General features: G+C 67.9%; 11 protein-coding genes. 1 reads left to right on the top strand and 10 read right to left on the bottom strand.

Annotation, left to right across the window (positions count from 1 at the left end; all coding sequences use genetic code 11):
- The first annotated feature begins 124 nt into the window (after nucleotides 1-124).
- Nucleotides 125-2,374 carry a hypothetical protein gene (locus ACWDNU_RS16185; protein ID WP_449669397.1) on the top strand — a complete coding sequence of 750 codons (2,250 nt, stop codon included), beginning with the start codon at nucleotides 125-127 and terminating at the stop codon, nucleotides 2,372-2,374.
- Between the two features lie 206 nt (nucleotides 2,375-2,580).
- Here ACWDNU_RS16185 and ACWDNU_RS16180 read toward each other — a convergent pair whose 3' ends face one another.
- The 10 genes from ACWDNU_RS16180 to ACWDNU_RS16135 are packed head-to-tail and all read right to left on the bottom strand — an operon-like array spanning nucleotide 2,581 to nucleotide 13,078.
- Entirely contained in the window at nucleotides 2,581-3,345 is a 765-nt protein-coding gene (locus ACWDNU_RS16180; protein WP_449669396.1) for a maleate cis-trans isomerase family protein, read from the bottom strand.
- A complete protein-coding gene (locus ACWDNU_RS16175) occupies nucleotides 3,342-4,388 on the bottom strand; it encodes a leucyl aminopeptidase (protein ID WP_449669395.1) in 1,047 nt (348 codons plus the stop codon). Before ACWDNU_RS16175 ends, ACWDNU_RS16180 begins: the two co-directional genes overlap by 4 nt.
- Before the next feature lie 57 nt (nucleotides 4,389-4,445).
- On the bottom strand, nucleotides 4,446-5,288 hold the full coding sequence (locus ACWDNU_RS16170) for an alpha/beta fold hydrolase (protein ID WP_449669394.1): 843 nt from the start codon (nucleotides 5,286-5,288) through the stop codon (nucleotides 4,446-4,448).
- A gap of 10 nt (nucleotides 5,289-5,298) precedes the next feature.
- Entirely contained in the window at nucleotides 5,299-5,958 is a 660-nt protein-coding gene (locus tag ACWDNU_RS16165; protein WP_449669393.1) for an isochorismatase family protein, read from the bottom strand.
- The gene (locus tag ACWDNU_RS16160) at nucleotides 5,945-6,592 is read right to left on the bottom strand and encodes an SRPBCC family protein (protein ID WP_449669392.1); all 648 of its coding nucleotides are present in this window, start codon (nucleotides 6,590-6,592) and stop codon (nucleotides 5,945-5,947) included. The genes ACWDNU_RS16165 and ACWDNU_RS16160 overlap by 14 nt, the downstream gene beginning before the upstream one ends.
- Complete coding sequence (locus ACWDNU_RS16155; protein ID WP_370937998.1) at nucleotides 6,589-7,086, bottom strand: (2Fe-2S)-binding protein; 498 nt, start codon at nucleotides 7,084-7,086, stop codon at nucleotides 6,589-6,591. Before ACWDNU_RS16155 ends, ACWDNU_RS16160 begins: the two co-directional genes overlap by 4 nt.
- Nucleotides 7,083-9,470 (bottom strand): xanthine dehydrogenase family protein molybdopterin-binding subunit, encoded by a 2,388-nt coding sequence (locus ACWDNU_RS16150; protein ID WP_449669391.1) that lies wholly within the window; start codon nucleotides 9,468-9,470, stop codon nucleotides 7,083-7,085. The genes ACWDNU_RS16155 and ACWDNU_RS16150 overlap by 4 nt, the downstream gene beginning before the upstream one ends.
- A complete protein-coding gene (locus ACWDNU_RS16145; protein WP_449669390.1) occupies nucleotides 9,470-10,348 on the bottom strand; it encodes an FAD binding domain-containing protein in 879 nt (292 codons plus the stop codon). The genes ACWDNU_RS16150 and ACWDNU_RS16145 overlap by 1 nt, the downstream gene beginning before the upstream one ends.
- A 25-nt stretch (nucleotides 10,349-10,373) precedes the next feature.
- On the bottom strand, nucleotides 10,374-11,768 hold the full coding sequence (locus tag ACWDNU_RS16140; RefSeq protein ID WP_370938001.1) for an MFS transporter: 1,395 nt from the start codon (nucleotides 11,766-11,768) through the stop codon (nucleotides 10,374-10,376).
- Nucleotides 11,769-11,809: 41 nt separating this feature from the next.
- Nucleotides 11,810-13,078: an FAD-dependent monooxygenase gene (locus tag ACWDNU_RS16135; protein ID WP_449669389.1), complete on the bottom strand. Its 1,269-nt coding sequence runs from the start codon at nucleotides 13,076-13,078 to the stop codon at nucleotides 11,810-11,812.
- Nucleotides 13,079-13,604 lie beyond the last annotated feature (526 nt).

The following is a 13,604-nucleotide window of genomic DNA, read 5'->3' as shown; positions in this document are numbered from 1 at the left end:
ACCCGATGGCCCCATCCTGCCGAATCGGCGAGAGCGGCGGTTCGCAAGCGGACGGCCGAGCGTGAGGCTACGCCGCGGCTGCTTCCGTTCAGCGCGCGGCTGGTGGCTCCTGACTTGTTCGGCCATGTCCGGCCTGGTTGCCGGTGGCATCGGCGTGTTGTGGATTCCCGGTGCCGCGGCAGCCTCGATAGGCTCGACGGTTGCGGTCGCCGTGTTCACGGCGACGAGCAGCCGCGGAAAAACGGTTCTCGAACAGCAGGCCGCCCGTCGTGACGCCCTGCCGAGCACATTAGTCGCGACCGGCTCGGACCGACGGCCGCGCAAGATCCGGGAACTCGACGACCCGATCGCGCTCAGGGTCCACCCCGCGGAGACACTTGTCCACGACATAGCCGGCGCGCGGGTGCTCGACCGCACCCCGCCCTATATCCGGCGCGACCTCCACGACGAACTCAGCGCCAAGATCCGGCAGGGTGGTTTCGTGCTCGTCGTCGGCGAATCGACCGCAGGAAAAACTCGCATGGTCTACGAGGTCGCACGCGCCACCTGCGCGGATCACACGCTGCTCGCCCCCGCGAACCGCGATGCCTTGGCCAGCGTCGCTGAAGCCGTCGCGGACACGCCCCGCTGCGTGTTGTGGCTGGACGATCTCGAGCGCTTCATGGGCACCGGCGGCTTGACACCGAATCTCCTCGACAAAATCTTGAGTCGCCGCAGGGAAGACGCTGTCATCGCAGCGACCATGCGCAGCCCTGAATTCGACCGCTACAGCGCTCGCGAGGAAGGCTCGGTACCCGATCACGAACTCGACGCGTGGCGAGACGCCCGCGACATCCTGCGGCTCGCCGATGTGGTGGAACTGTCCCGCCGGTGGACGACTGAAGAACTCGCGCGTGCCCGTGCTTACGACAACGACCCGCGCATCCGCGCAGCATTGCCGAATGTCGGAAAGCTCGGCCTGGCAGAGGTTCTCGCAGCAGGGCCCGAACTCGTGCGCAACTGGCACACGGGCTGGGCGCCGAGTGCCCACCCACGTGGAGCCGCTCTGGTAGCCGCTGCCGTCGATTGCCGACGAGCCGGTGTCGACGAACCCGTGCCTCTCGATCTCCTGGTCGAACTCAGCCGAAGCCGCTTGAACGATCGCGGCGGCGAACTGCTGCGCCCCGAGCCGCTCGACGAAGCACTCGCTTGGGCGACGCGAACCAGCCACGGGGCGAGCAGCCTGCTTCTGCCCTCCGAACAGCCCGATCACTACATCGCGTTCGACTACCTGGTGGACTTGCCGGACTTCGACCTCGCCCCTCTGGCCACGTGGCGAGTCCTTCTCACGCGAGCGGACCCCCAGCAGGCTTTCCGCATCGGCGAAGCAGCAGCACGAACATTTCAGCACAGCATTGCCGCAGAGGCTTTTCGCAAGTCGGCCGAAAGCGGAATCCACGGAGCCGAAATAGCGGCGGAGTTCTATGCCGCCTACGGCGATCAGATAAAGACCAACAAGGGACTCGAGAAACTCGTCGAAAAAAGACTTGACCGACTCGGGCCACTGGACCCGGAAACTCTCAGCGCCCGGCTCAAGCTGGCGGAGAGCATCGCCGACTCGCCACATACCGCGGAAGCGCTGGAACTATTTCCTGAGCTGCTCGCGGACTTGCGTCGCACCGTCGGCGACCGACACGCGGACACGATCAACGCCAGCCGATTGCATGCTTACGCAATCGGCGTTTGCGGAGATCCTGCCAAGGCCATCGGACTCCTTCGGAAGACACTTCCCCTGCATCAAGAAGTCTTCGGGGAAGAAGATATGTCAACCCTTCTCGCACGCCATTATTTGACGTTCTTCGTCGCTGAAGAAGATCCGAACGGTGCACTGGATATGCTGGACGACATCCAAGGCAGGTACGCCCGGGCATACGGCGACAACAGTCCTCGAGTTCTGCAAATACGAGATCTGCGCGGAGGAGTTCTCCGTCGGACCGGAGCAGCGAACGAGGACACTCTCCGCTACCTGAGAAGCCTTCGGGAAGACCGGATAAGAATCATCGGCATCGACCACGAGCACACCATGGTGAACACTTTCAATATAGTCAGCGTCCTCCTTTCGATGGGACGGAAAGAAGAAGCGAAATCCGCACTGGGCAAGCTCTTGAGCCAATGGATGGGAAGCAGTCCCAGTCCGGACAAGATTCAACGGGTCGCGGTCCGGCTCACTGGACTTCGCACCGAAGGGAGCAGCAGAAATCTGCCTTCCAAGCGTTACGAGGCGCTTGAATCCCTGCGAGTCCTGTCCGTTCTCCGCGGCTGCGACGACGCGCTGACGAAACAGGTCGAGGCCCTTAATTCTCGTTCTGGAATTTTTCCGGAACGTCCGGAGTAGCGCCGCTCGCCCCGCGACCCCGCGAACAGCAATCGGACCGCAGCCAGCGCTCCCCGGCCGTACGGCGGATGCTTCGAAGCGTGCGCACCCGCCGTACGTGGCCGGGAGGCCTGCGACGATCACCTCCACCTGCCAGGTCGAACGCCGCAGCCCAGTCCGCTGCGATGCCCAGCCCTTCGGCGGTCGTCTAACGCCCCTGCGGGCCGTTAGACGACCGCCGAAACCTTCCCGCTCAGCAAATGCCCGGCGTTCGGCACCTCCGCTTTCAGCCCCAGCTCGGAAAGAATCCGGAACGTAGTAGCCGTAGCCGCCGAAAGCACCGGAATCCCCACGGCGTCTTGAACCGGCTGAATAGACGGCAGCGACGGCATCTGCACGCAAGCCGACAGCACAAGCGCGTCCGCCCGCGAAAGGTCCAGTTTCCGGTAGTGCTCAAGCAGATCCGCCGGGTCCAGCCGCGCCACCGCCAGGTTGTCGGGCACCTCCAGCGACAGCGAATCGACCACCTCGACGCCCGCGTCCTCCAGGTACTCGATCACCGCCTGGGTCAACGGCTTCATGTACGGCGTCACGATCGCGACCCGCTTCGCCTCCAGTGCGGCGATCCCGGACAACAGCGCGCCCGCCGACGAAACCACCGGCGCGTCCGAGCCTTCGGCACGCAACGCCGATGTGATCGATTCCTCGGCGGTGCAGTGATATCCCGGCCCCTGCGCCATGATCGCGACCAGACACGCGGTCGCGACGACGCCGGGCCGCGCGTCCGCCAGCTCGGTGGCCGCGCGTTCTGCCTGGGCGTTCATGGCGCGCAACTGCGCCGGCGTCACGTGCTGCATCCGAGCGCGGGCCGAGTGGAAGACGAACCGGTCCTCCGGGTACAGCTCCTCGCGGGCGCGCAGCATACGCGGCAGTTCGGTTTCCATGGTCAGGTTGGAACTCGGGACGATCATCCCGATGTGGTGGTCGGTCATCGCTTCGCCGCCGGGCGCATGTCCTGCACGGTCAGCTCGCCCGCGTCGACGATCAGCTCGTCGTCGAGGTACAGGCTGTTGCCGCGCATCGGGATGTCGAAGTGGCACGCCGTGTCGTTCGGGCCGCCGAGTTCGTTGTTCGGGCCGATCGAGAACATCACGTTGCCGTAGAAGCTGCGCAGCTCCATGCCCATGCCGCCGGGGAACTGGGTCAGCCCGTGCCAGTGCGCCCGCTCGTCGAGGCCCCAGCCGACGTGCGACATGCCGTAGCCGCGCGGGTCGTGGAACGATTCGATGTAGCTGCGCAGCAGGTCGGCGTCGAGGCCGGACGAGCCCGCGCCGCCGCGGATGTCCTGGATGAAGCCCTTTTCGATGGTCAGCTCGACCGGCGTCTGCACGTAGGTGTTGAACGGCAGCAGCACGTCGCCGGGCGCGAGCACGATCTTGCCGTCCACGCCGTCGTCCGAACCGCCGGTGAAGACGAACGCCGCGGGCCAGTGGTCCCAGCGGCCGGGCTGGTCGGTGTAGCCGTACTCGCTCATCGTCGGGTACACGCCCAGCTGGTAGGTCACGTCCGTCCCGTGTGGACTGGTGATCCGCATGGTCTTGGCCTTGGCCAGCAGTTCCGCGCCGATCTCGACCCGCTCGCGCAGTTCCTTCGTCGGCATCAGCCGGGCCAGCAGCTCGGGCGGTTCGACGGCGGTCAGGATCCGGGTGCCGGCGGCCTGGATCGCGAACTGCTCCTCGCTGAACAGCAGGAACGTGCAGTCCACGACCATGTCCGCGGCCTTCAGCGCGTCCACCGCGAGCGGCAGCTGGTCAAGGCCGGACTGCCCGACCGCCCACGCGCCGGACGCGCTCGCCGGCGACGGCAGCCGCATGTGATAGGTCGCCGCGCCGAGCTGCTGGGCCGCCCAGAGGAAGGCGTCCGCGTACTCCGCGCGCTCGGCGCCGCGCGTCAGGACGACGACCGTCTCCCCCTCGTGCACGCCGGAAAAAGTCAGCTGGCGCAAGCAGATGTCGTTGAACAGGTTCTGGTCCATGGCGACCTCCTTTATTGTCCGAATACGGATTATCCGAGTGCGAAAAACATGCCGGGGTCAGCGCGCGAGCAGGTCTTTCAGGGCCGAGCGCAGTGCCCGCAGGGCGGGCTCGGGTTCGTCCCAGAAGATCATGTGCCCGGCGTTCTCGATGCCGACCAGCGGATGCGCCGGGTTGGCCTCCGCGAGCGCGGCGACGTCCGCCTGTGTCACCACGGGACTGTCCGAACCGAACAGCAGCACGGCCGGTCCGGCCAGTTTTTCCCACAGCGGAAGGAATTCCTCGGACTCGAACCCGGCGTGCGTCGCGGCGATCGCGGTCCGGGAGCACGACGCGAGCCAGCCGGCGCGCAGTTCCTGCTCGCGGCGCGGCCACCGGGGCCATGAGGCGGCGACCTCGTCGGCGTCGGTTCCGCGCCGGGCTTGGTCGAGTTGAGCGGCGAATGTGTCCAAAGTGGTCGGATAGGGCCGGTCGGCGTTGCTCATCGGCGGGTCCGCCAGGATCGTGCCTTGAGCGGAATGCGCGGCCTTGGCGGCGATCCGCGCGCCCATCGAGTGGCCGAACAACAGCGGCTCAGAAAGCTGGAGCTGATCGATGACTGCCTCGACGTCCGAAGCGTAGGCATCGAGGTCGTAGCCGGGTCCGTCGTCGGACAGGCCGCGGCCGCGGATGTCCAGCACCAGCGGGCGGACCAGGTCGGTCAGCTCGCGGGCGACGAAGTCCATCGTGATCGCCGGGCTGGTGATGCCGGGCAGGATCACGAGCGGGACGCCGTCGGCCGGGCCGTAGTCGAGGACGTGCAGCCGGACAGAACCGGAGCGTACCCAGACGCTGGTCGCCGGGACGTTCGCCAGTTCGGCGAGCGCGGGCTGGGTCAGCACCCGGTCGGAAACTGAGGACATACGGCAACTCCTAGCGGGCTTTGGCGAGCAGCTCGACGCCCTCGCTCAGGCCGACCACGTCGGCGTATTTGGCTTGCAGGTCAAAGAGAGCGGCGTCGTGCGGTCCGCGCGCACGGTCGCCGCAGGCGTCCCGGGCGACGAGCGTGTTGAAGCCGGACTGCACGGCGTCGACGGCGGTGGCTCGTACGCAACCCGAAGTCGTCGCACCGCAGACCAGCACGGTGTCCGCACCGAGGCCGGTGAGCAGGGCGGCGAGGCTCGTTCCGTGGAACGCGGACGCGCCCTTCTTGACGATCAGGTGGTCGGTGTCGCGCCGTTCCAGCCGCGGATCGAGCGCGACTTCGGCGCTTCCGTCGCGCAGGCTGCGCATGCCGGGAGCCTTGCGCAGCCACGCGATGGCGTCGCCGTCCGCCTCGGCGGGGGTGTAGCTGATCGCGGTGTAGACGACCGGGGCACCGCTCTCGTGCGCGGCCCGGACCAGCGCGTCGGCGGCCTCGACTTCGGCGGAAAGGTCTGCGCCGGAAGGGAAACCCGGTTCAGTGAAGCCACGGGTCAGGTCGACCACGACCAGCACCGGCGCGGTCCCCCTCGGCACCGCGGCGCCGAAACCCGCGCGGGCGTAGGTTTGCTCGGTCTCGGCGCCGTGCAGTCCGTTCTCAGGCGCGTTCACGCAGCAGCTCCTTGATCAGTTTGTGCTGTGACCGGACCCGGCCCAGCAACCAGCCCTGGAACAGCCCGAGCGCGCCCGCCGCGACGACCGGGAGATAGCGCTTCGCGTTGGGCGGGAGCAGCATCGCCAGACCGTCGAGCGAATCCGAGGCAGGCGCGGCCGCAGCCGACGTCGGCTCGGGTGCGGTACCGCCGTTTTCCAGCAGCTGACCGAGATTCTGTGCGAACTGCTGCAGGATCCGGTTCGACACCGTGCTGATCGCGCCCTTGCCGAACTGCGCGATCTTGCCCCGCACCACGAGATCCGTGTGCAGATTCAGCGACGACCCCTTCGGACCCGGCACCAGAGTCAGCGTGACGTCCGCTTCGGCGTCGCCGTTGCCGTGGCTGTCCGCGCCCCGGGCCGACAGCCGCAGCCGCCGCTCGCCCTCGGCGATCTCGGTGAACCGCACCTTGCCCGCGTACGCGGCGCTGACCGGGCCGACCTTGAACTTGACCTTGCCGAGGTAGGACTCGCCGTCCCGGCCCTCCAGCACCGCGCCGGGCAGGCAGCCCGCGACCCGCTCGACGTCGTTGAGCAGCGCGAACACCGTGTCCGGATCGCCGGGGAGGTCAAGGGTGTTCTCGAGAATCATCGGACAGCGTCCTCTTTCCTGCCGGTTCGCTTGGCGGCGGTCGCCTCGATCGCGTCCACAATGGTCTGATACCCGGTGCAGCGGCACAGATTCGACGACACCGTCTCCCGGATCTCCTCGCGCGTCGGCGACGGCTCCTGCGCCAGGAATCCTTCGGCCAGCATGAGGAATCCGGGCGTGCAGAACCCGCACTGCAACCCGTGGTGTTCTGAAAACGCCTGCTGCAAATCGTTCGGTTCTTCCGGCGTGCCGAGGTCTTCGACAGTCCGGATCGCGCAGCCTTCCGCCTGCACGGCGTACATCAGGCAGGCGCGCACCGGTTCACCGTCGACCAGAATCGTGCACGCCCCGCAGACGCCGTGCTCACAACCGACGTGCGTGCCGGTGAGGCCCACGTTGTGCCGCAACACATCGAGCAGCGTCCACCGGGGTTCGACGAGCAGTTCGTGCTCCTCGCCGTTGACGGTCAGGACGATCAGCTGTTTGTCGGTCATGCGCCGGTGCCCGCTTTCTCCCGGTCGGCCGCGGTGAGCGCGGCGAGGACGGCTTCGGGGTGGATCGGGGTCTGCTCCAGCTGGACCCCGGTGCGCCAGAGGAGGTCGTTGACCGCGTTCAGCACCGCCGCGGGCGCGCCGATCGTGCCGCCCTCCCCTGCTCCCTTCGCGCCGCTTTCGGTGAAGGCGCATGGGGTTTCGAGGTGGTCGACGGTGATGTCGGGGATCTCCGCGGCGGTCGGGACGAGGTAGTCGATGAAGCTCGCCGCCGACGGTTCGCCGTTCTCGGCGTAGGTGACCTCCTCGAACAGCGCGCCGGCGATGCCCTGCGCGATGCCGCCGCGCGCCTGCCCGTCGACCACCTTCGGGTTGATCACCACGCCGCAGTCCTCGACACAGGCGTAGCGGAGGATTTTGACCTGGCCAGTGCCCGGGTCGGCCTCCACCACGACCGCGTGGGTGGCGTTCGAGAACGTACCGTCGCCGGGGACGTCGAACGCGGCGGTGGCGGTGAGCGTCGGCTCGGCTTCCTTGGGCAGCAGGTGGCTGCGCAGGTACGCGACGTCGGCGATCTCCTCGAACGAGAGCCGTCGGTCGGGGTCGTCGAGCTGGATCACTCCCCCGTCACCGTCGAGTCCGACGTTCTCGACGCGGGTGTCCAGCAGGTGCGCCGCGATGACGCAGAGCTGCTCGCCCAGCCGGGTCGCCGCCGTCGCCACCGCGGAGCCGCCGATGGTCACCGACCGCGAGGCGAAAGTGCCCCAGCCGTAGGAAATCCGCTCGGTGTCGCCTTGCCGCAGCTTGACCTTGGCGAGGTCCACGCCGAGCCGTTCCGCGACGATCTGCGCGAACGTCGTTTCGTGGGATTGTCCGTGGTTGATCGTGCCGCTGGTGACCACGACGGAGCCGGTGAGGTCCATCCGGATCTCGCTCACGTCGAACCCGGGGACGACGGTCATCTTCCGCTTCGCGAACGCCTCGGAACCGTAGCCGGTGCGCTCGGAGAAGCAGCTGTAGCCGATGCCGATGTGCGGGTTCTTCCCGCGCAGCTCGTACCAGCCCTCGTCGCGGAGGATCTTTTCGCCCAGCTCCAGCGATTCGAGGTAGCTGCCCGGGTCGTAAGTCACCTTGTTGATGCCCGTGTACGGGAACTCGGTGATCACATTGCGCCGGCGGATCTCCACCGGGTCGAGGCCGAGCCTGCGCGCGGCCAGGTCCATGATCCGCTCCATCACCATGACGTACTGCGGACGGCTGACCCCGCGATACGGCGCGGTCGGCGCTTTGTTGCTGGTGATCGCCCTCGCCCGGACGCGATACGCCGGAACCCGGTACACCGACGGCATTTCCGCCGCCGCCATCAGCGGTTCGATGCCGACGGTGAACGGATAGCACGAGTACGCGCCCATGTCGCACACGATGTCGGACTCCAGCGCGGTCAACTGGCCATCCTCGGTGAACGCTGCGCGCGTGCGGTACCGCTGCTCGCGCGCGAGGAACCCGGACGCGAGGGCTTCGCTGCGATCCTCGATCCATTTCACCGGACGCCGCAACAGTTTCGCCGCGGCCGCGACCGCGATTTCCTCCCGCCCGACCACGCATTTCTGTCCGAAGCCGCCGCCCATGTCCGGGACCACCACGCGCACCGACCGCTCCGGAATCCGCAGCGAACGCGCCAGCACGGTACGGACCTGGTGCGGCACCTGGCTGCAGGTCTGGACGAGAAGCTGCTCGTCGCGGTCGTCCCAGGACGCCACCGCGCCGCGCGTCTCCAGCGGCAACGCGTTCTGCCGCCCGCTGCGGGTGACGAGCTCGATCACGCATCCGTCCGCGAACGCTTCGTCCACGCCCGGGGTGTCGAACGACGTGACATCCAGCAGCACGTTGCTCGGTGCGTCCTCGTGCACCAACGGCGCGTCCTCGGCGAGCGCGGTCTCCTCGGACACGACGGCGTCGAGGACCTCGTAGCCGACCTGCGCGGCCTCGATGCCGTCCTCGACCGCGTACGGATCCTTCGCGATGACCAGCGCGATCGGCTCGCCGACGAACCGCACCTTTCCGCGCGCGAGGATCGGCATCGTGGTCGGCGTGAACTCCTCCGGCGGACGGTCCAGCAGCGCGACCATGTCGCCGAGCTGGAGATCTTCCGCCGAGTACGCGGCTACGACGCCGTCCACCTCACGGGCGGCGCTGAGGTCGAGCTCGGTGATCTTGCCGTGCGCGACGGTCGCGCGCACGAACCCGGCGTGCAGCATGCCGTGGAGGTGGATGTCGTCCACGAACCGTCCCCGGCCGGTGACCAGCCGAGGATCCTCGCGGCGGCGCACGGACGCGCCGATCCACTTGCCGCCCCGGCCGTCGAACCTGGGTTCTTCGGATGCCATCAGCGCTCTCCCCTCTCCCACGCCTGGCCCAAACTTCGTGCCACCAACGTCCGCGTCAGCGCACGCCGGTAGTCCGCGCTCCCCTGCGCGTCGCCCCGCGGATCAATCGCCTCCGCCGCCGCCCGGCCGCAAGCCGCGAACAACTCCGGCCCCGGCGCGCCGCCCGCCAGCACCTCCTCGGCCTCCGGAACCCGCAACGGCGCGGGCGCGACCCCGCCGAGCACCACGCGGCCGCCTTCCAGCGAACCGTCCGTGCGAGGTTCGAGCGTCACCGCCGCCGCGACCGTCGCGAAATCCCCAGCCCGCCGGGAAAACTCGGTCAACGCGGCTTTAGGCGCGGCCCGGGTGAACCGGACCTCGGTCACGACCTCGTCCGCCTCCACCGCAGTCGCGTAGAAGCCGTAGAACATCTCCCCCGCCGGGATCTCGCGGCGGCCGTTCGGTCCTTCGGCGACGATCACCGCGTCCAGCAGCAGCGCGAGCATGCACCACTCCGCGGTGGCGTCGCCGTGCACGAGGCTCCCGCCGACCGTGCCGCGCGACCGGATCGGCAGGTGCCCGACGTACCGCATCGCCTCCGCCAGCACGGCGAAACCCGGGCCGAACTGCGCCAACTCGACCTGGCGATGCGTCGTCATCGCGCCGATGCGGAGCGTCGAACCGGACTGGACGATGTCCGTCATCCCCGGCAGGTCCCGCAGCCGCCCGAGGTCGACCAGGTCGCTCGGGCGGGCCAGGCGGAAGCTCATCATCGGCATCAGGCTCTGCCCGCCCGCGATCGCTTTCGGCTCCCGCCCTTGCCCGGCGAGGTCGGAAAGCAGGCCGACGGCGTCGGCGACGTCGTGCGCCCGGTGGTAGGCGAACGCGGCGGGCTTCATGCGATTCCCTTTCTGCTGCGCAGAATCAGACTGCGTCCATTTCGGACTGGTGCGGCGCGGGCGCGGTCTCGCCGTCGATGTGGTCCAGCTCCCGGCCCCGGGTTTCCGGTGCACAGAAGACCATGAACACCACGGCCCCGACGACGAGCAGGCCGAGCAGCGTGAACGTCAGCGGCAACCCGAGCACCGGCCACAGCACACTGCCGAACAGCAACGGCGCGAACCCGGTCACCGCCCGGCTCGACGACGACGCCCAGCCGAAGCCCGACGCGCGCAGCTCCGTCGGGTACAGCTCGGACACGAAGGCGTACATCACCGGGATGACGATGAGCGAGAACAGCCCGAACGCGCCGATCGCCACCACCGCGGCCCCGGCCGACCCGAGCACCAGCGAGAAAATCACCAGCGTGACCGCGGCGAGCGGCCCGGCCGCGGCGATCACCCGCTTGCGGCCGATGCGGTCCACGAGCAACACCGCCACCACGACTCCGACGATACCGAGCGCGTTCATCAAAGTGGTCGAGGCGAACGCGGCGATCTCCCCGAAGCCTTGTGCCTTGAGGATCGACGGCATCCAGCTCAGCGCGGCGTAGTACACCAGCATCACGGTGATGAACAACGCCCAGGCGACGCCGGTGACCTTCGGGTTGTACGCCCACACCCGGCGCAACTGGTCGACCGCCGCGAACAACCCGCCGCCGCGCTTGTCCTCCTCGATCGCCGGCGGAATCCGGTACTGCTCCTTCGGCGCGCCCGTGCGCTCGACGAGATCGTCGATGACCAGCCGGGCTTCCGCCTCGCGTCCCTTGCGCACCAGGTACAACGGCGATTCCGGAACCCCGCGCCGCGCCCAGAACAACAGCACCGCGGGCAGGATCATCAGCACCAGCATCCACCGCCAGTTCCCGGAAACCGGAACCAGCAGCGTCGCGGACGCCCCGGCCAGCGTCGTGCCGACCGGCCACCAACCGTCCATTGCGGACAGTACGCGCCCGCGTTGCTTGCGCGGCGAGAATTCGCTGACAATGGCGTAATCCACCGGAATACACCCGCCGAGCCCGACTCCGGCAAGGAACCGCAGCAGCAAGAACACTTCGATGTTCGGCGACAACGCCGCGAATACCGAGAAGAAAGCGAACAACAGCAACGTAATGCTGAACGCGCGCTTGCGGCCGATCCGGTCCGCGACCGTCCCCCAGGCGACCGCCCCCACCGCCATGCCGATCAAGTTGGCGGTGGCGACGAACCCCCGCTGCGTGGCCGACAGCCCGAATTCCGTGCCCACCAACGGGGTGAGGAATCCGTTCAGTGCCACGTCCCAGGCGTCGAACATGTAGCCGAGCCCGCCGATGAGGAAGATCTTGCCCTGGACGCGCCAGCGCCACGGCAAGTCTTGGACCACCTGGTCTCCGGTACGCATAGCCTTTGCTCCTTTGCGAAGTCTGCGTGTGCCGTTTCGTGCTATCGGGCGAACTGGTAGTGAATGGATTCGTTGTCGGGGTCGCCCAGCGGGGTTCCGTTCCACAGCCAGTCGTAGGACACATCGGACTCGCCGTCGAAGCTCCGGAGCTTTTCGTCGCGCTCGCGCTGCTCCGGACCGTCCGGGAGATGGTAGAAGCTCATGTTCCGCAGCGACGCGTCCTGAACCATCCCAGCATGTTTCGCGCGCCGGTGCACGTACCGGGTCAACGCGCTGTCGATCCCCTCGCGGGTCGCCTGCCCCAACTCCTCCGCGAGAACCGCCCCGTCCTCCATCGCCTGCGACGCCCCTTGCGCCTGGTACGGAAGCATTGCGTGGCAAGCGTCCCCGAGCAACGCGACGCGCCCGTCCACCCACACCGGATCGCGCCGCCGCCGGTACATCGCCCAGACCGAGACGTCGTCCTTGGCCTTCGACAGCATCGTCGGCACGCGATCGTCCCAATCGGAGTATTCCGCCGCGAGCTGCTCAGCGCTGGCCGGCGCGCTCCAGTTTTTCTCGACTTCCTCCGTGCACGGCACAATCGCCACCACGTTCAGGAATTCGCCGCCGCGGATCATGTAGTGGACGAGGTGCTTGTCCGGGCCGTACCAAATCGTGGAGTGGTAACGGTCGACCAGGAACCTCGTTGCCGGGTCCGCCGCGATCGAGTCTCCCGGGATCAACGCCCGGTACGCCATCTCGCCGGAGAAGGCGAGGGTATCGTCGAATCCGGCCAGATCCCTTACGGCAGAACGAATCCCGTCCGCACCCACGACGACGTCGCCCTCGAACCGCCGCCCGTCCTCGGTGATCACGGCGGGCCGCTCCGGGTTGCCGCGATCAAGGTCGACCACCTTCGCCGCGGTCACCACCTTCACGACCGGCCCTGCTCCTTCGGGGTCGATACACGCTTTTAGGAGAACGGAATGCAGGTCCGCCCGGTGGTAATGCCAGTACGGTGCGCCGTACTGCTCGACGACCCGTTGGCCGAGCGGGAGCTGCGCGATGATGCTGCCGTCGGCCCAGCGCCGCCGGACCTGGTCCTGCGGCTCGCACCTGACTTTTTGGAGCTCGGCCCGCAACCCCAGCCCGATGAGAATCCGGCTCGCGTTGGGCGCCGTCTGGATCCCGGCCCCGATCTCGCCCAGCTGCGGCGCCGCTTCGACCACGGTGACCCGCAACCCGCGCTGCCGCAACGACAAGGCGGCGCACAACCCGCCCAACCCGCCGCCGGCGACCACTACCTCGAACGACTGACTCGCCGCCACCTGCTGACCTCCTACCGCTAGCCGCTTCCGGCAGACCCGCACCCGGACGCGGTTAATCCGAACACGGATTATCCGAACACGCAATAGTCGGCGGGGAAGTTTTGCGGGGGTGGGGTGTTTTGGGTGCGATGGGTGGTGGGGTGGTTACCCGGCGAGGTGGGGCAAGGGGGTGCGGGGCTGTTGCGGCTTGGGGTGTTGAGCGGGCGGATTCGGTTGAGTTGCCACTGCCGGGTGTCTGCGGTCGATTTCGCAGTGCTGGATCATCCCGGCTGGACTGGTCGCGCAGGAATGTTCCGGCGGGGCTGGTGCTGCGGGATTGTTCCGGCTAGGCCCGGTGTCGCAGGACTGTTCCGGCCGGACTGATGCTGCGGGATTGTTCCTGGCGGGCTGGTACCGCACGAATGCTCCCACCGGACCGATGCCACGGGACTGTTCCTGGCGGGCTGGTACCGCACGAATGCTCCCACCGGACCGATGCCACGGGACTGTTCCTGGCGGGCTGGTACCGCACGAATGCTCCCACCGG

It is taken from the genome of Amycolatopsis sp. NPDC003676, from assembly GCF_053587275.1.
The sequence above is the reverse complement of the archived record's forward strand: the minus strand, read 5'-3'. Positions and strand labels throughout refer to the sequence as shown.

Coding starts and splice junctions, on each gene's coding strand:
- ACWDNU_RS16145 (WP_449669390.1), bottom strand. CDS start 10,348: ATGAAGCCCGCCGCGTTCGCCTACCACCGGGCGCACGACGTCGCCGAC.
- ACWDNU_RS16175 (WP_449669395.1), bottom strand. CDS start 4,388: ATGGACCAGAACCTGTTCAACGACATCTGCTTGCGCCAGCTGACTTTT.
- ACWDNU_RS16140 (WP_370938001.1), bottom strand. CDS start 11,768: ATGCGTACCGGAGACCAGGTGGTCCAAGACTTGCCGTGGCGCTGGCGC.
- ACWDNU_RS16150 (WP_449669391.1), bottom strand. CDS start 9,470: ATGGCATCCGAAGAACCCAGGTTCGACGGCCGGGGCGGCAAGTGGATC.
- ACWDNU_RS16160 (WP_449669392.1), bottom strand. CDS start 6,592: ATGATTCTCGAGAACACCCTTGACCTCCCCGGCGATCCGGACACGGTG.
- ACWDNU_RS16170 (WP_449669394.1), bottom strand. CDS start 5,288: ATGTCCTCAGTTTCCGACCGGGTGCTGACCCAGCCCGCGCTCGCCGAA.
- ACWDNU_RS16155 (WP_370937998.1), bottom strand. CDS start 7,086: ATGACCGACAAACAGCTGATCGTCCTGACCGTCAACGGCGAGGAGCAC.
- ACWDNU_RS16185 (WP_449669397.1), top strand. CDS start 125: ATGTCCGGCCTGGTTGCCGGTGGCATCGGCGTGTTGTGGATTCCCGGT.
- ACWDNU_RS16180 (WP_449669396.1), bottom strand. CDS start 3,345: ATGACCGACCACCACATCGGGATGATCGTCCCGAGTTCCAACCTGACC.